19 protein-coding genes are annotated in these 24,128 nt (G+C 40.7%); 13 read left to right on the forward strand and 6 right to left on the reverse strand.

Features of this window, described 5'->3' with window-relative positions; genetic code table 11:
* The first annotated feature begins 387 nt into the window (after positions 1–387).
* The 5 genes from ACFE93_RS08120 (at position 388) to minE (ending at position 4,947) form a co-directional block, all read left to right on the forward strand.
* On the forward strand, positions 388–1,050 hold the full coding sequence (locus tag ACFE93_RS08120; protein ID WP_375472828.1) for a hypothetical protein: 663 nt from the start codon (positions 388–390) through the stop codon (positions 1,048–1,050).
* 56 nt (positions 1,051–1,106) lie between these two features.
* On the forward strand, positions 1,107–2,429 hold the full coding sequence (locus tag ACFE93_RS08125) for a four-carbon acid sugar kinase family protein (protein ID WP_375472829.1): 1,323 nt from the start codon (positions 1,107–1,109) through the stop codon (positions 2,427–2,429).
* Positions 2,430–2,594: 165 nt separating this feature from the next.
* Positions 2,595–3,635 carry a septum site-determining protein MinC gene (gene minC / locus ACFE93_RS08130; RefSeq protein ID WP_375472830.1) on the forward strand — a complete coding sequence of 347 codons (1,041 nt, stop codon included), beginning with the start codon at positions 2,595–2,597 and terminating at the stop codon, positions 3,633–3,635.
* A gap of 172 nt (positions 3,636–3,807) precedes the next feature.
* Positions 3,808–4,614: a septum site-determining protein MinD gene (minD, locus tag ACFE93_RS08135; protein WP_104908781.1), complete on the forward strand. Its 807-nt coding sequence runs from the start codon at positions 3,808–3,810 to the stop codon at positions 4,612–4,614.
* Positions 4,615–4,650: 36 nt separating this feature from the next.
* On the forward strand, positions 4,651–4,947 hold the full coding sequence (gene minE, locus ACFE93_RS08140; protein ID WP_322674880.1) for a cell division topological specificity factor MinE: 297 nt from the start codon (positions 4,651–4,653) through the stop codon (positions 4,945–4,947).
* A 273-nt stretch (positions 4,948–5,220) separates the two neighbouring features.
* Here minE and ACFE93_RS08145 read toward each other — a convergent pair whose 3' ends face one another.
* Entirely contained in the window at positions 5,221–6,555 is a 1,335-nt protein-coding gene (locus ACFE93_RS08145; protein WP_375472831.1) for a hypothetical protein, read from the reverse strand.
* A 1,113-nt stretch (positions 6,556–7,668) separates the two neighbouring features.
* Here ACFE93_RS08145 and fmt point away from each other — a divergent pair.
* Positions 7,669–8,670: a methionyl-tRNA formyltransferase gene (fmt, locus tag ACFE93_RS08150; RefSeq protein WP_375472832.1), complete on the forward strand. Its 1,002-nt coding sequence runs from the start codon at positions 7,669–7,671 to the stop codon at positions 8,668–8,670.
* Positions 8,671–8,744: 74 nt separating this feature from the next.
* Here fmt and ACFE93_RS08155 read toward each other — a convergent pair whose 3' ends face one another.
* Together ACFE93_RS08155 and ACFE93_RS08160 are read right to left on the reverse strand one after the other, a co-directional pair.
* Positions 8,745–9,098 (reverse strand): DUF6464 family protein, encoded by a 354-nt coding sequence (locus tag ACFE93_RS08155; RefSeq protein WP_104908774.1) that lies wholly within the window; start codon positions 9,096–9,098, stop codon positions 8,745–8,747.
* Positions 9,099–9,243: 145 nt separating this feature from the next.
* Positions 9,244–10,752 carry an FAD-dependent oxidoreductase gene (locus tag ACFE93_RS08160; protein ID WP_375472833.1) on the reverse strand — a complete coding sequence of 503 codons (1,509 nt, stop codon included), beginning with the start codon at positions 10,750–10,752 and terminating at the stop codon, positions 9,244–9,246.
* 271 nt (positions 10,753–11,023) lie between these two features.
* Between ACFE93_RS08160 and ACFE93_RS08165 the strand changes: the two genes are divergently transcribed.
* Positions 11,024–11,926 (forward strand): class I SAM-dependent methyltransferase, encoded by a 903-nt coding sequence (locus ACFE93_RS08165; protein WP_375472834.1) that lies wholly within the window; start codon positions 11,024–11,026, stop codon positions 11,924–11,926.
* Between the two features lie 253 nt (positions 11,927–12,179).
* Here the strand turns inward: ACFE93_RS08165 and ACFE93_RS08170 are convergent, their stop codons facing one another.
* Positions 12,180–12,278: a GNAT family N-acyltransferase gene (locus ACFE93_RS08170; protein WP_375472867.1), complete on the reverse strand. Its 99-nt coding sequence runs from the start codon at positions 12,276–12,278 to the stop codon at positions 12,180–12,182.
* Positions 12,279–12,516: 238 nt separating this feature from the next.
* Between ACFE93_RS08170 and modB the strand changes: the two genes are divergently transcribed.
* The 3 genes from modB (at position 12,517) to ACFE93_RS08185 (ending at position 18,655) form a co-directional block, all read left to right on the forward strand.
* Positions 12,517–14,340: a molybdate ABC transporter permease subunit gene (gene modB, locus ACFE93_RS08175; RefSeq protein ID WP_375472835.1), complete on the forward strand. Its 1,824-nt coding sequence runs from the start codon at positions 12,517–12,519 to the stop codon at positions 14,338–14,340.
* Between the two features lie 225 nt (positions 14,341–14,565).
* On the forward strand, positions 14,566–15,966 hold the full coding sequence (locus ACFE93_RS08180) for an N-6 DNA methylase (protein WP_375472836.1): 1,401 nt from the start codon (positions 14,566–14,568) through the stop codon (positions 15,964–15,966).
* Positions 15,929–18,655, forward strand: coding sequence for a type I restriction endonuclease subunit R (locus ACFE93_RS08185; protein ID WP_375472837.1), 2,727 nt, complete (start codon positions 15,929–15,931; stop codon positions 18,653–18,655). Before ACFE93_RS08180 ends, ACFE93_RS08185 begins: the two co-directional genes overlap by 38 nt.
* 93 nt (positions 18,656–18,748) lie before the next feature.
* On the opposite strand, the gene ACFE93_RS08190 is transcribed toward ACFE93_RS08185, so the two are convergent.
* Complete coding sequence (locus tag ACFE93_RS08190; RefSeq protein WP_375472838.1) at positions 18,749–19,120, reverse strand: four-helix bundle copper-binding protein; 372 nt, start codon at positions 19,118–19,120, stop codon at positions 18,749–18,751.
* Positions 19,121–19,610: 490 nt separating this feature from the next.
* Positions 19,611–20,789, reverse strand: coding sequence for a pyridoxal phosphate-dependent aminotransferase (locus ACFE93_RS08195; RefSeq protein WP_375472839.1), 1,179 nt, complete (start codon positions 20,787–20,789; stop codon positions 19,611–19,613).
* A gap of 188 nt (positions 20,790–20,977) precedes the next feature.
* Between ACFE93_RS08195 and ACFE93_RS08200 the strand changes: the two genes are divergently transcribed.
* The 3 genes from ACFE93_RS08200 (at position 20,978) to ACFE93_RS08210 (ending at position 24,085) form a co-directional block, all read left to right on the forward strand.
* The gene (locus tag ACFE93_RS08200; protein WP_375472840.1) at positions 20,978–21,577 is read left to right on the forward strand and encodes an MBL fold metallo-hydrolase; all 600 of its coding nucleotides are present in this window, start codon (positions 20,978–20,980) and stop codon (positions 21,575–21,577) included.
* Between the two features lie 210 nt (positions 21,578–21,787).
* The gene (locus ACFE93_RS08205; RefSeq protein ID WP_375472841.1) at positions 21,788–22,621 is read left to right on the forward strand and encodes an ATP-binding protein; all 834 of its coding nucleotides are present in this window, start codon (positions 21,788–21,790) and stop codon (positions 22,619–22,621) included.
* Between the two features lie 201 nt (positions 22,622–22,822).
* Positions 22,823–24,085: an NAD(P)/FAD-dependent oxidoreductase gene (locus ACFE93_RS08210; protein WP_375472842.1), complete on the forward strand. Its 1,263-nt coding sequence runs from the start codon at positions 22,823–22,825 to the stop codon at positions 24,083–24,085.
* Positions 24,086–24,128: the final 43 nt, after the last annotated feature.

A 24,128-nucleotide genomic window follows, 5' to 3' on the forward strand; every position in this document is an offset into this window, starting at 1 on the left:
AGATTTTTAATCCATATTATCGAATATTCCCTGTTATCAATAATAAAGAATATTTTTTTCCTCTACATGATATACTAAATGATTACGCATATATAGAGTAAACAGCAACCAACCGCATACCTTTTGGCTGAATTTCTTAACTGGTCAGTATACTTGCTATAGCTTTGCTAGACTCGCTGTGTACATTATTCAGCCAACGCGCTCAGTAAAACGTGTTTGAATCTCAGGAAATAGCTCACACAGTTCTTTTTTCTGGACGGGTGCGTAAAAAGCCATCCATTTGTAATACTGGGAACACAACGTCTCTGGTGGACGTAGAAATAGTGGTTAAAGTCTAATCCACAGAGAGTGAATACGCAACTTGGGTTTCCATAGGAGTATGCAGACGTGCAGCCGGACTTAATAGGCTTGGAAATTAGTAAGGGGGAACTAAGACGTTTGACTGGGTTCGATCCAGAAGACGTTTTTCGACCCTCGATTTTGCGAGATGGCAAAAAGCGATTAGGGTTTTTTATCAGTGAAATACTGGTGACGCTAGCGCTAACGCCAATAATTGTGGGCTTTGTTTACGCTTTTATTATTCTGCCAACAATTGGTTCTTCAATTCGACTAGGAATTCTTTTACTAATTTTAGTGCCAATGCCGATATTAGTGGGGCGATGGCTGTGGCGACAATTAACCTGTCCTGAAGGACTGACAATACTTTTAGATGAAGTTGATAAATATCATGACCTAGTTGCTGCTATCGATATCAATGACCAATTGGCAGCATCAGGAAACGTAGAAAGCAGTATCCATGACCGAGATAAAGTAACCGCCGCCTTGCAACTAATTAGAGAAGATTTAGTCCGCGCTCTGAAAACGGAACGAATTTTGCGAGATAATAAAAAATTGCTTGCTAATAACCAAGAGTTATTTGTGAATAATTTAGCCAGTCTGCGAGCTTTACAAGTTAGTAGTCAAGCAGGCGAATATGCTCAACTGCTAAACCAATCATTGCAAATTGCGATCGATGTCCAAGCAGAAATCAGAAAATTGCAGAAAGGCTGAGTAGAGATTACCTCTGTTGATAAATTTCCCAGAAAACAATCGCCCCGTTGACTTAAATGAGCAACAAACCCAAAATAATTGTCCTGGATGATGACCCTACAGGTTCTCAAACAGTCCACAGCTGCTTGCTGCTAATGCACTGGGATGTGGAGACTTTACGCCGTGGGTTGCAGGATGATTCGCCGATTTTCTTTGTGCTGACCAATACTAGATCGCTAACGCCAGAGTCAGCTGCATCTGTCACTAAAGAAGTTTGCCATAACCTGAAAATCGCTTTGAATGCTGAAGGAATTGACGATTTTTTGATTGTCAGTCGTTCTGATTCTACTTTGCGGGGACATTATCCTATTGAAACAGATGCGATCGCCCAAGAACTTGGCCCCTTTGATGCTCATTTTCTCGTACCAGCATTTTTTGACGGCGGACGCATCACCCGCGACAGCGTTCATTACTTGATTATTGGCGGTGTACCTACCCCAGTCCATGAAACCGAATTTGCCTGTGATTCAGTCTTCAGCTACCATCACAGTTATTTACCCAAGTATGCTGAAGAAAAGACTCAAGGACGAATTAGTGCTGAAGCAGTAGAAAGGTTTCTCCTCGCCGATATTCGCGCTGGTAGTTTGGAACGATTGTTACAACTTCATGGTAATCAGTGCGCTGTCGTCGATGGTGAAACTCAAGCCGATCTCAATCGCTTTGCAGTAGATATATTAGCAGCCGCCAGTCAAGGGAAACGCTTTCTATTTCGCAGTGCAGCAAGTATTTTAACGGCTTTAGCTGCTTTACCACCCCAACCCATTGCCGCTGAAAACATGGCTCAGTATGTGCGTCAAGGCAAACCAGGCGCGGTGATTGTTGGTTCCCATGTGAAAAAGACTACCCAGCAATTAGAGGCGCTGTTGCAAGTAGAAGGAACTGTGGGCATCGAAGTGAATGTGGCGCGACTACTTGATGATACAAATCAATCTGCGGCATTACTAACTGGAATCCAAGAAAGTACACGGGCGGCACACGAAGCTGGCAAAACACCAGTGGTTTATACTAGCCGTCAGGAACTAAATTTTAAAGATGTCAAGACACGATTGGAGTTTGGAGAAAAAGTTTCAAGTTTATTAATGGATATTGTGCGCGGTTTACCATCTGATATAGGATTCTTAATCAGCAAGGGTGGCATTACTTCAAACGATGTCTTGAGTACTGGACTAGCTTTAACTTCAGCCCGTTTACTCGGTCAAATTTTAGCTGGTTGTTCAATGGTGTTAACGTCATCCGATCATCCCCAGTTTCCTGATTTGCCTGTGGTGCTGTTTCCAGGTAATGTCGGCGATGCTGATGCCTTGGTGACAGTTTATCAGAGGTTGACCGTACCAATTTGAGATTTGAGATTTTAGATTAAAGAGTCTTTTGGTTTATGTCGGACTAATATCCCGCTACACCAACACCCCTTGTGAGTGACACAAATCCAAAATCCAAGTTGCGCTGTCAGCGCACCAAAGGTGCGACCCAAAATTGAAAATCTGTTGTCTTTTGGCTAGTACTGCATGACTTCTGATTCTGCGATTCCCAATCTAAAGTCAAATTCTGCACTTCCTAATGCAGAATCAAACTCTATCCTTTCTGAGGTAGAGGCAAATCCTACTGTTTCTGATGTAGAGTCAGATTCTATCCTCCCAGATGCTGAGTTAAAATCTGTCCTCCTTTATTTAAAATCAAATACTGTTCTTGGGGATGCAGAGTCAAATCCTGCTGACCCCGATGTAGAGTCAAATACTGATGCCGGATCGGATTTTATCCTAACTGACTTAAATCCTGATGAGTTAGCATTACCAGGGCATCGTGTAAATGACAATAGTCAAGTCCAGTTAAAAAGTAAGGAGGGACGACTGTTATTAATTTTGCCCTCGGAATCTCAAGTATCTGCCTCAGAACTCACTTGGTCTGATATTTGGCAACAAATAAGGCAACGTCTGAGTGCAGGCGATCGCTTCCGTGTATCTAACACACCTGTGCATTTAATGGCACAAGACCGTTTAGTAGATGCCAGACAACTCCAAGAACTCGTCGAAGCTTTAAGTGAAGTCCAACTCCAGCTGATATCTGTCTCGACGAGTCGGCGGCAAACTGCGATCGCCGCCGTGACATCTGGGTATTCTGTAGAACAATTGCAGCCCGTAACTTCTCTGAATTCAGAGCCAACAGCTACAGCCATCCCCCAAGAAGATGCTCTCTATTTAGAAATGACAGTCCGCTCTGGAGTAGAAATTCGTCATCCTGGGACAGTAATTCTCTTGGGAGATTTAAATCCAGGTGGTATTGTAATTGCAGATGGAGATATTATTATCTGGGGTCGTCTGCGTGGAATTGCTCATGCTGGGGCTGGAGGCAATAGTGAGTGTCTGATTATGGCCTTGCAAATGGAACCAACCCAACTGCGGATCGCAGATGCTGTAGCTAGAGCACCAGAAAAACCGCCAATGCAGTTTTCTCCAGAGGTGGCACATATTACGCCCCAAGGAATTCGTATCGCTAGGGCTACTGATTTTTCCAGAAACCAATTCACCAAGAGCAATCAAGAACCATAAATATTTACTTAAAGAATGAAGTATATAAGTAAGGATGAAATAAAACAAATATTCATGCCTCACCCTCATCAGGGAGAACAGATATTTCTTCATACTTGATACGATACTTCATACTTTATACTGCAATTTACTGTTTTATATTTCCTGAACCCTCATTGACCGCATTTCTATCATGACTCGCATTATTGTGATTACCTCCGGTAAAGGAGGAGTGGGTAAAACCACAGTTTCAGCAAATTTGGGTATGGCTTTAGCCAAAATGGGGCGTCAAGTTGCTTTGGTTGATGCGGATTTTGGTCTGAGAAATTTGGATTTGCTGTTAGGGCTGGAAAACCGTATCGTTTATACTGCGGTAGAAGTCTTAGCCAGAGAGTGCCGTTTAGAACAAGCCTTGGTGAAAGATAAACGCCAACCCAATCTCGTACTCCTGCCGGCAGCCCAAAATCGCTCCAAAGATGCAGTCACACCCGAACAGATGAAGTTATTGGTGAATGCACTAGCGCAAAAATATCAGTACGTGATTATTGATAGCCCTGCCGGTATTGAAAATGGGTTTAAAAATGCGATCGGCCCGGCCAAAGAAGCGCTAGTTGTCAGCACACCAGAAATTTCCTCAGTTCGTGATGCCGATCGAGTAGTGGGGTTACTTGAAGCACAAGGTATCAAGCGTGTTCATTTAATAATTAACCGCATCAGACCCTCAATGGTGCAGGCAAATGATATGATGTCAGTGCAAGATGTTCAGGAACTTCTCGCCATTCCCCTCATCGGGGTAATCCCTGACGACGAGCGTGTTATTGTATCTACCAATCGCGGCGAACCCTTAGTGTTAGCAGAAAATCCCTCTTTAGCTGCTACAGCCTTTGAGAACATTGCTCGTAGACTAGAAGGGGAAAGTGTCGAATTTCTGGAGATCGACTCGTCCCAAGACAGCATCTTCGCTCGTATACGAAGGTTGTTCAGGACAAAGATTGTTTAACTTACCTTTCCAGTCTCCGCCCCAGACCTATTCGTAATGATTGAACTTCTAGAAAAACTTTTTTTTCGCGGCCCTGATAGCAGTCGAACTCAAGTTAAACGTCGCCTGCAATTGGTAATTGCTCACGATCGCGCTGATATAGATCCTCAAACGTTGGAAAAAATGCGCAAAGAAATCCTAGATGTAGTCTGTCGCTATGTTGAAGTTGAGACAGAGGGCTTAGAGTTCTCTTTAGAAAGCAACCAACGAACCACAGCTTTAATTGCCAATTTACCCATCCGCCGGGTGAAGGGTGCTATACCTGAGTGGGAAAGAGGTGATAAGTCTCTCTAGTTTTGTTTTTAAGTATTTTTATTTATGATCTAGTCAAATTGTTTGTTCGTAGTCAGGACTTTAGTCGTAGTTTTGAAGAGTAAAGTCCGCATTACAAACTGTTTTCTATCAATGATTTGGCAGATATTATATTGCTGATTGAAAATACAAATTTGTCCGATCCAAACAGTAGGAATTGAAGATATCCAACTTCTGTCACTCTTTTAAAACAGGGATAAAAAAATCCCGTTGTCATCACAAGCGACAACGGGAGTTTATAAGATTTTCTATAAACTATCGATAAGCAACTTGTGGGCCTGCCCAAATTTCTGTCACCTTTTTACCAAAAGTAATCGGGCGATCGCTGTCTGTTGCAGTGATAGTCTTACCATCATTAGCAACTTGCATTAATGGCCAGTTTTCCTCACCTAATTCACCTGCACGGAACAACACATGATCCGGTTGGCTTTTACTCCAGCCTAACAATACAGCAACTTTTTCATGTTCTTCGTCACTAACAGGAGCTACTGTGTTGGCGTGATTTTTTTGCCGATCCCAAATCACTGCACTATCTGTAGAATCACCTGTGTTAAATATACCATCAAACTTGCGGGCTAAGAAGCGATCGCCTTTTTCTGACCAGCTAACTGGAACTAGTACCCCAATTTTACCGCTCGTATCAGTTTCTTCTGAAGACTCCGCTTTTACAGCCTTTACCTTTAATAAAGGATCGCTAACTGGAGTCGTTGAAGCCATCACCCACAATTTCTTAGTTTGCATATCTTGGACAAACAGAACGCTGCTGACACGGCTGTTGTACATTTGGGGTTTAACCTCCAGTTGCACCCGACTATAAACAGCATATTTACCATCTGGAGAAATCACGGGTACGCTGCGATAGTGACGCACTCCAGAACCACCATTAGAAGCAATAGCTTCTTGAGTTGCTGTAATCCATTTCCAAGGAATCGGATGAGGACTACCGATGGGATCTATTTGTTCTGCTTGAGACTCATCAACTGGTTCTACAACAGGTATTTCGGTAGTTGTGGTTGATTGAGATTCTCTAATAGTTGGTGCTACTTGAGTTGCTGTCAATGATTCAGTAAAAGACTTTTCTCTAGAAGAATAATTTTCTTGTCCTCTCAAAGACTTAACATTAGCAGCTTTAAGTTTGCGTATTAAATTAAGTTGACTAACAGGAACATCTGTTGATGGTGCGAGTTCAACTGCTGCCAAAGAATCAGGAACAGTTACATCGCTTAAATCTAAATCGCTGCTTGAAAGATAATTATCTACTTGAGTCGAAGACTCAATTTTATTCGCTGGTAATACTTGCGGTTCCTGAACAGCAGTACTTTGTGTTGGCACAGAGTCAAATTCTTCTGTTGTTGATTCGATTTGATCTGTTTTTAATGTTTCAGCTATCTCAGGTTCCCCAACTATAGCTATTTCCTTTGATCCAGAGTCAGATTCTCCAGTCATCGAAGTTAGTTTATGTACTTCGGATCTTACTGGGATCGAGTGAGCCGATGCTCCTAATAAAGGTGCAAGCAGTATCACAACGACAACGTAATTGAGAAATGGTTGTGTGCGGAACCATCCTGACAGCAAAAGGGGTTTAAGCATTTGTAGACTCTCTAGAGGGGGCAATTGCTATGTGAGAAGCAATACATCAACAGCAATGGGGCAGGTAGTAGTTATATGTATAACAAGAAACTAAAACTAATGACGAAATAATATCTTCAAAGTTTGTAGAGTTTTACAAAAATTAAGTATCATTGTCTACACCTTTTATTACTGAGGTACTGAATATTTTTTCGCAAAAATATGCGAGTATAGTAAATATGCTGAGAACTCAGTAATTACTACACGATAAATAATGTCGCTATATTCCACCACACCAAAAATAAGTCTTAGTTAAGAAATATTTGGGCTATAGTTTGAGGAATCAGGCTGGCAAACAAGAGTGAGATAACTTAGTTATCGGGGATCATACTAGCGATCGCTAGTACACAGCAAATAAGCTAGGTTACACACTAAATATAACAGCGCAAACCCTCATGATGGGAAACGTGAGGCGTTAATTAAAAACCTGGGAAAGCGGACGCATAATACATCATACTCAGAAGATATTGCTATCAGCAACCCAAATTTATAAATTGCTATCTAAACTACAAAAATAGTTAGAAGAGGCAATATTTTTTCGGAAATTTAACTACATTTAAAGCTAATTTCGGGAAGACGATCGGGAACACAACAAAATTAACTCGGTAGATGCTCTAGCGACTCGCAACGAAAAACCACTAAGTGATTAGGTTCACTAGAGGCAGATGCGGCTGATACTTTGCTATTACACTTGTTAACTTAACAACTAAGTTAATTAAGCAGCCTTTGGTTTGATGAATACGAAAATATTGTACCACCAAACAGCGAATATTATTTACAGCGAACAACTGTGTTTTGCAACTGCCGTCCCGAATCCAGCAGCCTGCAAGATGCTGGCTTAGTGCATTCTGTTTCAACATGCAACTTAAATGTTGTCAGTTATCAGGGGCGCACTTACGATTAACTAATAGACCTCTTGCATAAATGCAAAATTCGTCCTCATCCCCCAATTTTGGGAGAAGGGGAGACAAATTCAAAGTCCCTCTCCCAAGATTGGGAGAGGGATTTAGGGTGAAAGCTCATTGATTTATACAAGAAGTCTAATGACTGACGACTAACAACTACTAATTATTAATGAAAATTGTATTTTTTGGTACACCTCAATTTGCTGTACCCACCTTGGAAAAGTTATTGAATCATTCAGAATTTGAGCTACTGGCGGTTGTCACCCAACCAGATAAACGCCGGGAACGCGGAAATAAACTTACACCTTCACCTATAAAAGCGATCGCTACTGCTCACAATTTACCAGTATGGCAACCCGAACGGGTGAAAAAAGACACTGAAACTTTAACCAAACTCAAACAATTAGATGCAGATGTGTTTGTTGTTGTCGCTTATGGACAGATTTTATCGGCAAAAATCTTAAATATGCCAAAATTGGCTTGCATTAATGTGCATGGCTCGATTTTACCCAAATATCGCGGTGCAGCGCCGATTCAGTGGTGTTTGTATAACGGGGAGAGAGAAACGGGGATCACCACTATGTTGATGGATGTGGGGATGGATACCGGCGCAATGCTCCAAATAGCAACTACACCCATTGGATTACTGGATAATGCCCAAGATTTAGCCGATAGACTAGCGGGGATCGGTGGGGATTTGTTGGTGGAAACTCTGTTGAAGTTGGAACGTAAAGAAATTCAACCAATTCCTCAAGATAATTTAGCAGCGACTTATGCACCTCTGATTCAAAAACCAGATTATACTTTGGATTGGTCAAAAAGCGCGATCCAATTACACAATCAAATTAGAGGCTTTTACCCTAACTGCACGGCTACCTTTCGTGACAACTTGTTGAAAATCACTGCTTCTGCTCCTCTTGGTTCTGTAGGCGCTCGCGTCCCAGCAGAATTGCAAGAATTGATCCATAAATTGCCTGATTTGTCAAATATATCAGATCGAGCGGGAGTTGTAGTCAGCATTGTTAAAGGAATTGGCGCGATCGTCCAAACTGGGGACGGTTTATTGCTGTTGCGAGAAGTTCAGTTAGCCGGTAAACGTCCCCAGTCGGGATGGGATTTTGTTAATGGTACGCGCTTAACTGTAGGAGAAGTTTTTGGTATGGGAAGCTGACGGGGATCGAAGAGATGAAAGAGAATAACTTTTAACTCCTCACTCCTGTACAGACGCGATTAATCGCGTCTCTCCTAAGACTTTTCATAAAAGCGGCAAGATTCGCAAGGGCCATCTGGGTTGACTGCACAGCGAATAAGTTCTGAATGAGCATTGTAGCAGCAGGTGGCATCACCGATTACCCAACGTCCTGCTACCAAACTTTTCTCAGATGGTCGTTTAGCAGACTGTACATAAATGGCAATATTATGCAAGCGGTAACGCCCAGCTTGAAGTTTGTATCTATGGCGGCGCTCTAAAACCGCGTAGGTTTTGCCTTGAAAATCGAGATAGTTTCCGGGTTGGGGTGTCCAATCAAGTTGCACTCTACCAAGGGACTCACGCGGGTGCGTCAGAATCACCTCAGTTTGTAAAGAGTCTGGCTCCATAAGCTTATGTGATTTGATTTACATTATAAGGATGGTATCGCGATCGCTTTCTTTAGCTTACCGAATTTAAATTACAATTAATGATTAACTAAATTTGCGAGAAATATACATACAGTAGGGATGCACTGTTATGCTACCCTACAGATTACGGCAACCAGAAGTTAGGCAGGATAGATTTAGTAAATTTACGCAAAGTTTGGTTGAGCGATCGCGCCACTTGGATATGCACTTCATCCTCTTCTACAGCTAAAATCTCAGATGGCTGACCTTTTCCCAAATAAGACACTACCAAATTTGCTGCCTCCAAACCAGTAACATAAGCTTTTTCCTGCGACCAGGAACCATGACGGTTCACAATCCAATCTCCACTCATAAACACATTCTCAAAACTTGTCTTAGCCGGCAACATATAACGATAGCTACCAGGTGCAAAGTGAGTCACTGCTTGAGGTAGCCGAATTACACTACTATCAATTATCTTTGCCTCCGCAAATGCTGGTACGCAAGTTGCTAAATAACCCTGAACTATTGCTAAAATTTCCTCATCACTCAAACTCAGAAATTGATTCGCGTGATAGAAATCAGCTTCAATCACTGTTCCCGGCTCATCTCGATATTCATCATGTAGAGCATTCAAATCAAAAAATGTCCAACCTGTAGTTGTGTCGAATCCAAAACAAGCATTAGAAGGACGAGGAATATCAATTTTGCGGTCAAACCATAGCCGCGTTGCTAAAACATCAATTGCTCCTAAATTACTCAAATTACGGAATTCTTCACGGCTTTGTAAACTAGGGCTAGTTGAGACAATTTTCTTCATCCCCGTAATTCCAACCGCAAAAATCACGGCATCTGCTTCAATTACTTCATCACCGCAAACTACACCCTTAACTTGATTACTATCAACAATTAAATCTGTAACTCGGCGCTTGGGCAACACTCGCACACCAGCTTTTTCGATACGTTCCACCCAAGGACGAAATATCTTTTCTCCAACAGTTCCCCGACACCAAACCACATCAAAATCGGGTTGATGAGCCAGAATAAAAAAGTAAAGCATCCCTAAAGTTGCGGCGGCTGAACATTGTTCGCCAGGGGCAAATAAGCCCACTAATAACATCGGTTCAAAAGCCTCGCGGTAAAGTCGTGCAGAAACGTTAAAGTCTTTGAATAATTCACGCGCAGTTACAAAGTCATAGCGCCGCCAAGCTGCATCGGAATTATCAAAATCAACGACAGCATAAAGTAAAGGCAGGGCACTGAGACGGTCAATTAGTGGCAGCCGCTTAAACTGAGTGTAGAGAAAAGTTCCCAGCGGCGAGGGGAGTCGCGGTAAATCTTGAAAAATTGGTGATTCAACTTCCAAACCTGCTGGCGAATATTGCGAAGAACGAGTCCAAGTAGTAAAAGGATTAATTTCTAATTCATTGATTAAAGAAAAAATATTTTTGTAAGGATACCAGAACCCATGAATGCCAGCTTCAACAGATTTTCCGGCGGCTGTTTGCCAACCTGCCACTAATCCACCCGGATAGGGGCCTGCTTCAAGAAGTCTCACATCATAACCTTGTTTTGCCAAATGGTAGGTTGCTCCTAAACCAGCCCAACCAGCACCTACAACTACCACCCGTTTTTGTTGTAACCCTCCTACCATCACAGCCTCCAATTGTTGCAGTCCATCAACTAATGTATACGAACTTGTGTTCTAATCGGGCAAGGCTTGTTATTATAACGGTTTTAACTTCGATGCAATAGGAGATTTGATAGCACATCTGGGTAGCCTCACCATATTCCATCGAATTAAAATAGCTATAGACTTTAAAAAAAGGCTCAGGGTCAGCAGTTCAGTCAAAATCACTTGCGGATAATGCTGAGTTAAGAGTATAACAGAAAACAGACTTAACTATTCATGAGGAATAATCAGAATGACTCGATTAGCAAATGTAAAATTTAATTTGAATGACTTTGAATTACGAGATGGCATTTATTTTCCTAGCGATTATGAACAATTAACTAATACTCAACATAAAAAAACATGGGACGCAATTGGTAAAACATATTATGGTTCCCAAAAAATTGAAAAAGTTGCAGCGACATCACCCATTAAACAAGATTACACTCTATTAACTGGGACACCTGGAGGTACTTGGAACAAATTTCCGTTGAATAAATCTGTTGATTCTATTCTGGAAATTGGTTCTGGTTATGGTCGCGCACCTTTACATCTCTCGAAAGCGAAAAATCTGAGGTGTGAGAAATATTACGGCATTGATATTTCTGAACCTTTATTACGACGGTTAATCAAGGTTAAACAAGAATATAATTTTTTCCCCGAGGCTGAATTTAACTTGATTTGTACTTCTGCGGAAACATTGCCTTTAGAAGATAATTCTATAGATTTGGTAATTTCTAACTGCGTTTTTATGCATATCCCAGATGCACAATTAAGAAATTTATTGGCTGATATATGTCGTGTGCTAAAACCTGATGGAATTTTTGTTTTTAATCATTCCTTTCACAATAAGTCTTGTCCTTCTCATATTATCCATAATTTTATCAGAAGGTTGAACCCATTTGTGAGAAATCCAGTTTATCTCAAGCAATATTCAGCTGCTGAAATAGAAGAAATGTTAGCTACTGCTGGGATGAAAGCGAAGTGTCCAGAATACATTGTTGAACCAACAGCAGAATATGCAATTTTGCCGGAAACCATCAAAGGGATTCCGGTGCCGTTTGCTAATGCTATCAACAGAAGTCTCAAGCCATCAGATAATTTAAAAGAAACTTTGGCTTACGGTTTTAGTGCCTACAGTACTCAACTGGACTGATTAAGAAACTCTCTAGTTGTCACAATGAATTGAATACCAATAATCTACAAAAGCACAACAATGTTGTGCTTTTACTTTTACAATAAATGCCTATGAAGTTTGTCTATTGTTTTTTGTTTTGAGTATGATTATTTAGTCTAAAACCCTATAATTATCCGCAGATGAGATGATATCAATTTCAGGTTATTAATTGTAATAAAATTTATTAATATAGGTTGGGTTGAACACCTGTGAAACCCAACATAAACAAGGATCATCTGTAATTCTCAACAATTTTACCAGTTGGTTTCAAGATGAGTATCAAACGATCGCAAACCGTATCGAATTCATCTTGATCTATCTGTGTAACGATCGGGGGGAGAGTGAAAAGTTACAATTGAGGGGTTGGTACTCTCCATGACAATGTTTTGATAGGTACAATTTTCACCCTGATACTTGATACCCAACTGAACGCGAATCTAGTTTAAAGTTTGGATAGTTTTTGGGATTTCCTTTATTGATTGTGATGTAGTTTACCAACTTTTTCCAGCATATTAAAGCTAAAGTTGGTAAATTAGGGATTAGTTGAGCTAATTCATTCCTACGCAACTATGCCATTGGATTTATCGCCTCTTTGGATATCACTCAAAACTTCATTACTTGCCACATTTATCACCTTATTCTTGGGTATCGCTGCTGCCTACTGGATGCTGGGATATCGTGGCAAAGGTAAATCGTTAATTGAGGGTATCTTTATTGCGCCCCTGATTTTACCGCCCACAGTTGTCGGTTTCTTGTTGCTGCTATTTTTTGGTAAAAATGGCCCTGTAGGGAAATTCATGGAGGCTTTTGACTTTAGCATCGTCTTTACTTGGTATGGTGCAGCGATCGCAGCCACGGTAGTTTCTTTCCCTTTAATGTATAAAACTGCACTGGGAGCTTTTGAACAAATAGATGGTAATCTACTGCGAGTAGCTAGAACCCTTGGTGCAACTGAAACCATAATCTTTTGGCGCATCAGTTTACCCCTAGCACTACCCGGCATTGTCGCCGCCACAATGTTAGCTTTTGCTCGTGCTTTGGGAGAATTCGGCGCTACATTGATGCTGGCTGGTAACATTCCCGGACAAACGCAGACAATCCCAATGGCAATTTATTTTGCTGTGGAAGCAGGAGCAATGAATGAGGCTTGGTTCTGGGCGATCGCAATTATGGTGATTTCTCTCTCTGGAATTATTGCAGTTAACTTCTGGCAAGAATTGAGGGAAAAGAAAAGGGGAGTGGGGAGTGGGGAGCAACGAGCAACGAGCAACGAGCAGGGAGCAGGGGGAGAAATTCTTTATACTCCGCACTCTAGCTATGAATCTGGTGGATTATTAGTCAACATTGAAAAAATACTTCCTAGCTTTGATTTAAAAGTTGCTTTCACTACCGATGAGCAACCGTTGGGATTGTTAGGGGGTTCTGGAGCAGGTAAGAGCATGATTTTGCGCTGTCTTGCGGGAATAGAAACGCCCACAATCGGGCAGATAGTTTTAAATGGCAGAGTTTTGTTTGACTCGGAACAAGGAATTAATTTACCCAGTCGCGATCGCCGCATCGGTTTTTTAGTGCAGAATTATGCTCTGTTTCCCCACATGAGTGTGGCGCAAAATATCGCTTTCGGCTTGCCCAAAAACCTATCTGCTGGGAGTATTCGGGTGCAGGTAGAGGAGCAACTAATAGCAATGCAGTTGCAGGGATTAGGCGATCGCTATCCGCACCAACTTTCTGGGGGACAACAACAACGGGTAGCTTTGGCAAGAGCATTAGCAAGTCAACCGGAAGCGCTGCTTTTAGATGAGCCGTTTTCCGCACTTGATACACATCTGCGTAGTCAATTAGAGCAGCAAATGACAGAAACTTTGGCTGGCTATCAAGGTGTGACTCTATTTGTCACTCATAATATGGAAGAAGCTTATCGGATTTGCCCAAATCTGTTGGTATTGGAGCATGGTAGAGCCGTTCATTATGGCAGCAAATATGAGATTTTCCAGCATCCTGCTACTGTAAGTGTTGCCCAACTCACTGGATGCAAAAACTTCTCCCGTGCTGTTCTCCAGTCATCGCAACAGGTAGAAGCGATTGATTGGGGTTGTACTCTGCAAGTAATTGAACCTGTCAAAAGCGAATTATCCCACATCGGCATTCGCGCCCATCAGTTCATTTTTACCAACGACTTATCACAGGAAAATACTTTTCCCTGCTGGGTAGTACGAACAAATGAAACGCCTCATAGAATGACATTATTTCTCAAACTACATTCGGCTGGCAAGAATTCTCAAGATTATCATCTGCAAGCTGAAGTCTTCAAAGAAAAATGGGCAACGATGAAAGATCAACCTTTTCCTTGGTATGTGCGTTTAGATCCTCTGCGGTTGATTTTGATGGAATGAACGCAGAGATGCACGGGACGCAACGAAGCTGTAATAATGGAAAACTTGGCGGCAGTGATAGATTAGTTATTTGACCCTACATAGGATGATTATGGCAAGCAATAGCTTCAAACCCGCAGAGGCGGGTTTTGTCTTTATAGCTGCAACTTCCAGTCGCCTGGTGCAAAATGTGAGTTAGCTGGCTTCCAATACATTACAGTTGATGAGTCTACCCTGGAGTTTTTAATGTCTCGAACGGAAAAAGTAAGAAAACTTGCCGGTTTTATTTGGAGTATTGCTGAACTTTTACGCGGTGATTATAAGCAAGCTGACTACGGTAAAGTCATATTACCGTTTACAGTATTGCGCCGTTTGGACTGTGTTCTAGAGCCAACAAAAGCAGTAGTCATGGAATTTTACGAAACCAAACTAAAGTCCATGAATCTGAAAAATCCAGAGCCGTTACTAAATCAGAAAGCTGGCGGAACTTTTCACAACATTAGCCAGTTTACCTTTCAAAAACTCAAGGCAGACCCAGATAATGTAGCTGCTAATCTCCGAAATTTTATTAATGGCTTCTCTATTGCTGGAAGAGAAATCATTGAATATTTTAACTTTACTGACCAAATTAATCGTTTAGATGAAGCAAATCTACTATTTTTAATTGTCAAAAACTTTGCTGAAATCAATCTTCATCCAGATGAAGTAAACAGCATGGAGATGGGCTATGTTTTTGAAGAATTGATTCGCAAATTTTCGGAACTATCTAATGAAACCGCAGGGGAACATTTTACACCCCGTGAAGTTATTAGGCTGATGGTTAACTTACTGTTTCTCAATGACAGAAATATTCTAACTCAAGAAGGTATTGTGACAACTATCTATGACCCTGCCTGTGGAACAGGTGGGATGTTGTCTTTAGCAGAAGAGTACATTAAAGAACTTAACCAAAACTCTAAAACTGTAGTTTTTGGTCAGGAAATTAACCCAGAATCCTACGCAATCTGTAAATCTGATATGTTGATTAAAGGTCAAAATATCAGCAATATTAAGTTTGGCAATACTTTCACTACTGACGGTTTGGCACACGAAACATTTGACTATATGTTATCTAATCCGCCGTTTGGTGTGGAATGGAAGAAGGTACAAACATCCGTCAAAAACGAGTATGAAAAGAAAGGATTTGATGGACGTTTCGGAGCAGGTTTACCCCGAATTTCAGATGGTTCTTTTCTATTTCTGCAACACATGATTTCTAAGATGAAGCGGGATAATGGCGGTTCTAGAATTGCTATTGTATTTAACGGTTCACCGCTTTTTTCTGGAAGTGCTGGCAGTGGCGAAAGTGATATTCGCAAATGGATTATTGAAAACGATATGTTAGAAGCTATTACGGCACTGCCTGACCAATTATTTTATAACACTGGAATTTATACATATATTTGGATTGTCACTAATTATAAAGTCCCAGAGCGTAAAGGTAAAATACAGCTAATCAACGCTATTCATTATTACAAAAAAATGAGTCGCAGCTTGGGAAATAAGCGTAATGAAATTGGCAATGGTGAAGATGGCAAGCCCAATCAAATTGAGGAAATAACCCGAATTTATGGTGAGTTTCAAACTGGCATTCTTCAAACCTGCTAGCAATCTAAATCCTGATACCTTAGCACTTTACGAGCAAAACATCCTCACTGTGACTCGTCAGGTGCGTTATAGCTCTAAACATGAAAATTCTGTAGATATTGTCCTGAGTATCAATGGTTTGCCAGTCGCCACAGTAGAACTAAAAAATCAGTTCACTGGACAAGATGTTGAAAAAGCTAAAGAACAGTATGTTGAAGACCGGGAAAATCATGAACTGTTATTTCAATTCAGACGGCGTGCTTTGGTACTTTTTGCCGTAGACCCCGATGAAATCTGGATGACTACCCGCATTAGTGGCATTAACACTCGTTTTCTACCCTTCAACAAAGGCTACAACAAAGGTGCAGGCAACCCACCCAACCCAAAGGGTTACAAAACCGCTTACCTTTGGGAAGAAATCTGGGCAAAAGACAGTTGGCTAGATATTATAGGTCGTTTTTTGCACCTAGAGCAAGAAATTATTAAACTTGATGGTAAAACAGTCAAAAAAGAAAGCCTCATCTTTCCTCGGTTTCACCAATTAGATGTAGTTCGCAAGTTAACCGCAGATGCCAAAGTTAAGGGTACAGGACAAAATTATCTAATTCAGCATTCTGCTGGTAGTGGCAAAAGTAATTCTATTGCCTGGTTAGCATATCAACTTGCTAGCTTATATAATGATCAAGATCAACAAGTTTTTGATTTAGTTATCGTTATCACTGATAGAAAAGTATTAGACCAGCAACTTCAAAACACGATTTACCAGTTTGAGCATAAGCAAGGAGTCGTGCAAAAAATTGATAAAAACTCTGCACAACTAGCTGAAGCGTTGGTTTCTGGCACTAACATCATTATTACTACCTTACAGAAATTTCCTTTTGTCTTAGATAAGATTCGGGAAATCTTAGAAAAAAACAAGATTGGCGAACTACCTAAACGTAATTACGCCCTAATTGTGGACGAAGCCCACAGTTCTCAAAGTGGCGAAGCGTCCAAGAAAATGAAAGAAGTGCTTTCTATTAACGATTTAAGTCTTTCAGCCAAGCAAGAAAGCATGGTTGACCAGGAAGATGATATTGAAGATAACATCCGCAAGTCGATGCGTGCCCGTGGTAAACAACCAAATTTGAGCTTTTTTGCCTTCACAGCCACACCCAAGCCAAAAACCTTAGAAGACTTTGGCCAGATGAACGCCCAAGGGCAAACAGAACCCTTTCATCTTTATTCCATGCGCCAGGCAATTGAAGAAGGTTTTATCATGGATGTGTTGCAAAATTACACAACATACAGAACTTTCTTCAAAATCAGTAAGGCGATCGCAGACGATCCTAATATTAGCAAAAAGAAAACGAGTCGAGCGATCGCTAAATTTTTATCACTCCATCCACACAACCTAGCCCAAAAAACTCAAGTTATTATCGAGCATTTTCGCCAATGTGTGATGCATAAAATTGGCGGGAAAGCTAAAGCAATGGTGGTTACAGCTTCTCGACCGCATGTAATCCGCTATAAAGAAGAATTCGACAACTATTTACAGAAACAAGGTTATGCAGACATCAAAGCATTAGTAGCCTTTACTGCTTTTACCGATAGAGAAACTTACATCGAGTACACTGAATCTGATATCAACGGCTTTGGTGAAAAAGAATTACCCGAAAAATTTGAAACGGTTGAATATCAACTCCTGATTGTAGCAGACAAGTATCAAACTGGTTTCGATCAGCCATTATTGCACACCATGTATGTAGATAAAAAACTTTCTGGTGTAAAAGCTGTACAAACCCTCTCTCGCTTGAATCGCACTTGTCCCGGTAAGGAAGACACTTTTGTTTTAGATTTTGCTAATGATGAGCAGGAAATTATTGATGCTTTCCAGCCTTATTACGAACAAACAACACTAATAGCAACAACAGATCCTAACAGACTGTATGATTTAAAAAATAGGTTAGATGGCTACCAGATTATCTGGCCTAGTGAGGTAGATGCTTTTGCCAAGATATTTTTTAAGTCTCAGGAAAAAGTAAATAATCAAGATCAAAGTAGACTGCATTCCTTTATTGATGCTGCTGTAGACCGTTTTAAAGGTTTAAGTGAAGAACAGCAAGATGAGTTTAAAAAAAGTCTAACTGCGTTTATCAGATTATATGCATTCTTGGCACAGATTATGCCATTTGCAGATGGAGAACTAGAAAAATTTTATGCTTTTACTCGTCTTTTGCAAACCAAATTACCAAAACTTAGCCAAAGTGAAGCTTTTAAACTTATTGACGAAGTTGTACTAGAATATTATCGACTACAAAAAATCCGAGAAGGTCAGATAATCTTAGAAAAAAATACAGAGTTATCTCTACAACCTATAACTGAAGCTGGCATACCAAGAGATAAAGAAGAACAGGCTAAACTTTCAGAGATTATCGATATTCTCAACAAAAGATTTAGAACTGATTTTACTGAAGCAGACAAATATTTTTTCAGCCAAATTGAAGAAGCGTTAGTTCAGGATAAGACATTATCACAACAAGCCAAAAGTAACTCAATTCAGAACTTTAAATATGGCTTTGAGGATGTGTTTCTGACAAAGCTGATTGAACGAATGGATTTAAATCAAGATATTTTCACCAAAATCATAGATTTCAAAGATTTTGGTGAAGTAGTAAAGGACTGGATGCTAAGGAAAGTGTATACAAGGTTGACACAAGAGTTCAGCTAACAAAAATGATTAAATTACTTCAAGCGCCCAAACGCCAAAGAGTCTGAGCGCTTGAATATTAGGTTGCAGATAAACTTCTGCGAGGTAAGAGAATTATGCAGGCATCATGTGCATACTTCTGCAAGATTCTGCACATTTGCGGCAAGCGGCAGCACATTTCATCATTTTCGCGTCATCGCTTATCATCTCACATGCCATTGCAGTGCGATCGCACATTTCAGCACAAAGCATACAAGTGCGTTCCATAAACTCAGAACCGCTCATCATCATATTCATACACATCATGCACATTTCAGAGCAATCACGCATCATGCTCATCATGCTCATCATGCTCTTGTCCATCTGCTGACCACCTTTGCTCATGCAATGAGTCATGGTTTCCATGCACATTTTATGACAGTCCATACAAACATCCATGCAAGTTTGCATTTCTGGAGTCATGGTTTCAGTCATCATCATCATCATCGGAAATACCTCCTGATTTTTTGATGCATAAAATAGTGTCCCTGGAAGCACTACTCATCACATTAGTCTTATCCTTTTAAAGAGTCAATGGGGTTTTTAATCCAGAGTTTTTAAGTCTACTATCCCGATATAATTACCAGAAATCTGAACTAATTCTACACTAGTTTGGTGTTGTTTTGTTGGTAACTACTATACATTAAGGCTTAGAAACGCTCGTTTCAGAGTGGGGTTTCATGTGGCAAGTCAACTTTACTTGGAGATCCAAAGTTAGTGTTAAATTTAACTCGAAAATAATGTTATTATTTTTAACAAATGAATGCCTAAACTAAGCATTTGTAAATATATATTAATATGTGTTTTATTAACTTATATTAACTTGAAGATATATGTCCTAAAAAATTCGTAATTCATAATGGAATTTCAACTGCAATTAAAACAAAATTTCCTCAAAAAAAGTATTTTTCACAACTTACATAAGATATGATGTCGGTTATAGATTTGATTGCAATTTGAGTAAGCGATCGCTAGCTTTTTGTAATGTCTCAGGTCTTTTGCTAAAGCAAAATCTGATCAATGAATGTCCTTTTTCTGGTTGACTAAAAAAGCTGGAACCGGGAACTACAGCAACACCGATATCTTTAATCAGATGGTAAGTGAATTCAACATCTGTTTTATAGCCGAATTTGGAAATATCTGCAAGAACGTAATAGGCTCCTTGGGGAACGAAATAGGGAATCCCAACTCGGTCTAGAATTTGTAAAATGCTGTCTCGCTTCTGGTGATAAAGTTTGGCTAGTTCTTCATAATAAGATGGTGGTAGTTGCATGGCGGCAACTCCGGCTCGTTGCAATGGTGCAGGTGCGCCAACGGTGAGAAAATCATGGACTTTGCGAATCGCTCCTGTCAATTCGGGGTTTGCCAGAATGTAGCCGACTCGCCATCCAGTGACGCTATAAGTTTTGGACAAACCGTTAATAGTAACGGTGCGTTCTTTCATTCCGGGAAGGGTCGCTAGGGCAATATGTTGAGTGCCGTCATAGAGAATATGTTCATAGATTTCATCAGTGAACGCTAACACATCCCATTTTTGACAAAGTTCAGCAATTAGGGTAAGTTCTTCACGGCTGAAAACTTTACCTGTAGGATTATGAGGTGTGTTAATAATAATTGCTTTGGTATTGGCATTGAAAGCTTGACGCAACTGTGCTTCATCAAATGTCCAATGGGGAGGATGCAGTGTCACATAACGGGGTATAGCACCAGCTAAAATCGCATCGGGGCCGTAGTTTTCGTAATATGGCTCAAATACAATTACTTCGTCACCCGGATCGACTGTCGCCAGCATCACAGATGCCATTGCTTCTGTTGAACCACAGGTGACGGTGATTTGGGTTTCGGGATCGATATCTAAGCCGAGATACCAACGAACTTTGTTAGCGATCGCATGACGAAATGGGCGATCGCCCCAAGTAATGGCATACTGATTAACATCTGCCTCTATTGCCTGATATGCTGCCTGTTTCAACTCCAAGGGACAAGGAAAATCAGGGAATCCCTGCGCCAGATTTACTGCATCATGTTGCAGTGCCACCCTGGTCATTTCTCGAATCACAGACTCTGTAAACTGTTCTGCCTTCGCTGATATTTTTTGCCGCCCAATCTTACTCACCTCTATACCTCCGTTGATCGTTATTGCCGTTATCCGAGAATTTCTATAAGCCAGAGAAAAACCATAATTTTGATAGATTTATCGTAGTATACTCAAATTCTAGATCCAGAGGGAATGCAACCTTATAATCTATATACTTAATTATTGAGATTAATAGTCAATTATTGAAGTACCGATCCAGAATCATCATGAAATCTTTGCACCGTCCCGATCTGTATAGCTGGTCTAATTTCAATCCGGCAAGAAATATTGATTTCAATGGGATTGCCTGGATTCGCGCAGATGGCAACATCTTGATTGACCCAGTAGCCCTATCAAACCATGATTGGAATCATCTAAAATCCCTCGGTGGTGTGGTTTGGATTGTGCTGACGAATTCTGAGCATATCAGGGCAAGTAAAGAAATTGCCGATCAAACTTATGCTAAGATTGCAGGCCCCATAGCAGAAAAAGACACTTTTCCTATACCTTGCGATCGCTGGCTATCTGATGGTGAAGAATTTGTCCCAGGACTGGAGGTGATTGAACTCAATGGTTCTAAAACTCCCGGTGAATTGGCTCTGTTACTGGAAGAGACAACTTTAATTACAGGGGATTTAGTACGGGCACGCAAAGCAGGTAGCTTAACGATTTTACCAGATGACAAGCTGCTGAATCGAAAGGAAGCTGTTGCTTCTGTTCGCAGGTTGGCTCAACTGAGTCGGGTAGAAGCAGTGCTGGTGGGGGATGGTTGGCCCGTCTTTCGGGATGGACGCGATCGCTTGCAGGATCTTGTAACGACATTGTAAATGAGTAGGGGCGATCGTCGGTTTGAATGTTGGGGGAGTTCTGGCAGGTTGTTGCCTAAACTCCTCGAATTCTTTACAGAAGCGCTGCTTTGATTCATGCAACTAGGTTATGTTGATTGTGCTTTTAAGTACTGTTGCTACTAATACTGAACTTTTGAGAAATAAAAGCTACAATTTACCTCAAGTATAGTAATAATTTCTATAAGTAAAATGAGAGTTCATATTGATAAAGATTGGACTTTTATAGAAGCAGCTAAGGCATCTTGGACATACAGAGGTGGAGGTATCCAAGGAGCCGGTTGGCGTCTTGGAGTTCTTAGAGCTTGGGGGTGTGCTGTTGGTAAAAAGCGTGCCCTCCAAGAATTTGATAAGGCAGTAGAAGAGTATGGTATTGAAGAAATTACAAAAGCATTAAATATAGCCCCATCCTCTATTAAAAAACTTAGAAAGTTTTACTCCAATCTTCCTAGTGAGACGATAGAACTTCTTAGGGTATTAAAAGCCACAATAAAATTAGATTCCCCTGTTGATTTAGAAGAAGATAGACAGTATGAGTTTAAACAAGTTAAAGGAAATAATCCTGTTGATTCAATCAAAAATACAGCTGATGAATATGCCGTTGCATATCTAAATAGTGAGGGAGGTAGTGTTCTTTGGGGAATACGTGATTCAAATAGAACTGTCTGTGGAGTTAAGTTAAATTACCAAGAAAGGGATAAACTCAGAAGAGAAATTTCTCAAAAACTTGCGGTAATTCAACCTGCTATTGATCCAACAGCATATAGAATTGAGTTACACAAAGTTTGTGATCAAAAGAATGAATTTATAGATGATTTATATCTTATAGAAATGACTGTTCCAGCATCTAATTCTTCAAGGCTCCACTTTACTGGAGGAAATGAGACATTTGTCAAGGTTGATGGAGCAAAAAAGAAGCTTACTGGGCCAGAAATACAAGATTGGATAATACGACGCTTAGATATAAATAAAGAGGAGCTTCAAAACCAAATATTAATACTTTTAGGTTCTTGGAATGCCAATTAAAAATTTTCATGCGAGAAGGGAAGATTTTCATACGAGAAGGGAAGGAGAAGTTTTGTTCGTTGGACACATTGTCCTAGCCATCTCCTCAAGCCATGCAAGAGTTATTTATTTGATCTAAGCGCTGATGACACTATCGATAATTTGTTATCAATATATTAACAGTTAATAACTTGACCGACTAGGTAAATCAAGAGGGGAAGAATGAACAGTCGCCGCGTTGTCATTGTTGGCGCTGGATTCGGTGGGTTGCAAGCTGCTCAATCTTTAGCTGATTCTGGTGCAGATGTATTGTTAATCGATCGCAACAACTATCACACCTTTGTACCGTTGTTGTATCAGGTTGCGACAGGTCAATTGGAACCTGAGTACATTGCTTACCCTATCCGCACAATATTACGGCGATTCTCTTTCCTGCGGAATAAGTCTAAGGTTCAGTTTTTGATGGCTGAGGTTGAGCAAATTGATTTTTCAAGGCAAACTGTTGAAACAGATAGTTGTTCAATTACCTATGACTTTCTTGTGCTTGCAACTGGAAGCCAAACCCAGTTTTTGGGAGTTCCTGGAGCTTTAGAATATGCGTTGTCGATGAGAACGCTAGAAGAAGCAATAGCAATCCGAAATCACATTTTCTCTTGTTTTGAGGGAGCTATCCAGGAATCTGATTCATCACGACGCCAACAATTGCTGACGTTTACCATAGTTGGCGGCGGGCCAACGGGTGTTGAGGTTGCAGGTGCTTTCGTTGAAATGCTTCGAGGCCACTTGCGTCGAGATTATCCGACACTTTTGCCGCAAGTGAGGTTGATTCTCGTGCAATCTGGCGATCGCTTATTAGTCGATCTGCCAAAGAAGTTGGGAGCTTACACTTACAAACGATTACATCAGTTAGGAGTGGAGGTTTATCTGCAAACAAAAGTGACTAGAGTGACTTTTGAATCTTTACATCTGCAAAACGATGAGGTAATTGCAACTGCAACCGTCATTTGGACTGCGGGGTTAGAAGCAAACTCTCCTACAACATCAGAGGAGGTATCTTCAGCAAATAAGGGAAAGTTACTTGTTCATCCCACCCTACAATTGCTAGAGCAACCCAATATTTATGCCATTGGGGATCTGGCATATATCGAACAGAACGGTAAACCATTAACTGGGGTTGCACCAGAGGCACTTCAGCAGGGTGTTGCTGTAGCCCGAAATATTCAGCGGCAATTCCGAGGTAAATCACCAGAGCATTTTAGCTATTTCAACAAGGGAAGATTAGCGATTATTGGCTGTTATTCAGGTGTGGGAAAAATCGGCGCATTTGCCTTTACAGGATGCTTGGCTTGGCTGATGTGGCTAGGAGTTCATTTAATATATCTTCCTGGCTATCGCAGTCGTTTTCTAGTATTACTTAGTTGGCTTCATACTTACTTCTTCGGCGATCGCTCAGTTCGTTTAATTCTGTCTATGAAAGAACGTTAGTTCTCAAAACCGCTAAGGGCTTCCCAATTTCTGCAATTGAAAT

Source organism: uncultured Nostoc sp. (assembly GCF_964247315.1).
Lineage (GTDB): Bacteria > Cyanobacteriota > Cyanobacteriia > Cyanobacteriales > Nostocaceae > Nostoc.

Coding starts and splice junctions, on each gene's coding strand:
- ACFE93_RS08155 (WP_104908774.1), bottom strand. CDS start 9,098: ATGGAGCCAGACTCTTTACAAACTGAGGTGATTCTGACGCACCCGCGT.
- ACFE93_RS08160 (WP_375472833.1), bottom strand. CDS start 10,752: ATGGTAGGAGGGTTACAACAAAAACGGGTGGTAGTTGTAGGTGCTGGT.
- fmt (WP_375472832.1), top strand. CDS start 7,669: ATGAAAATTGTATTTTTTGGTACACCTCAATTTGCTGTACCCACCTTG.
- modB (WP_375472835.1), top strand. CDS start 12,517: ATGCCATTGGATTTATCGCCTCTTTGGATATCACTCAAAACTTCATTA.
- minE (WP_322674880.1), top strand. CDS start 4,651: ATGATTGAACTTCTAGAAAAACTTTTTTTTCGCGGCCCTGATAGCAGT.
- ACFE93_RS08125 (WP_375472829.1), top strand. CDS start 1,107: ATGAGCAACAAACCCAAAATAATTGTCCTGGATGATGACCCTACAGGT.
- ACFE93_RS08165 (WP_375472834.1), top strand. CDS start 11,024: ATGACTCGATTAGCAAATGTAAAATTTAATTTGAATGACTTTGAATTA.
- minC (WP_375472830.1), top strand. CDS start 2,595: ATGACTTCTGATTCTGCGATTCCCAATCTAAAGTCAAATTCTGCACTT.
- ACFE93_RS08210 (WP_375472842.1), top strand. CDS start 22,823: ATGAACAGTCGCCGCGTTGTCATTGTTGGCGCTGGATTCGGTGGGTTG.
- ACFE93_RS08200 (WP_375472840.1), top strand. CDS start 20,978: ATGAAATCTTTGCACCGTCCCGATCTGTATAGCTGGTCTAATTTCAAT.
- ACFE93_RS08185 (WP_375472837.1), top strand. CDS start 15,929: ATGGTGAGTTTCAAACTGGCATTCTTCAAACCTGCTAGCAATCTAAAT.
- minD (WP_104908781.1), top strand. CDS start 3,808: ATGACTCGCATTATTGTGATTACCTCCGGTAAAGGAGGAGTGGGTAAA.
- ACFE93_RS08145 (WP_375472831.1), bottom strand. CDS start 6,555: ATGCTTAAACCCCTTTTGCTGTCAGGATGGTTCCGCACACAACCATTT.
- ACFE93_RS08190 (WP_375472838.1), bottom strand. CDS start 19,120: ATGATGATGATGATGACTGAAACCATGACTCCAGAAATGCAAACTTGC.
- ACFE93_RS08180 (WP_375472836.1), top strand. CDS start 14,566: ATGTCTCGAACGGAAAAAGTAAGAAAACTTGCCGGTTTTATTTGGAGT.
- ACFE93_RS08205 (WP_375472841.1), top strand. CDS start 21,788: ATGAGAGTTCATATTGATAAAGATTGGACTTTTATAGAAGCAGCTAAG.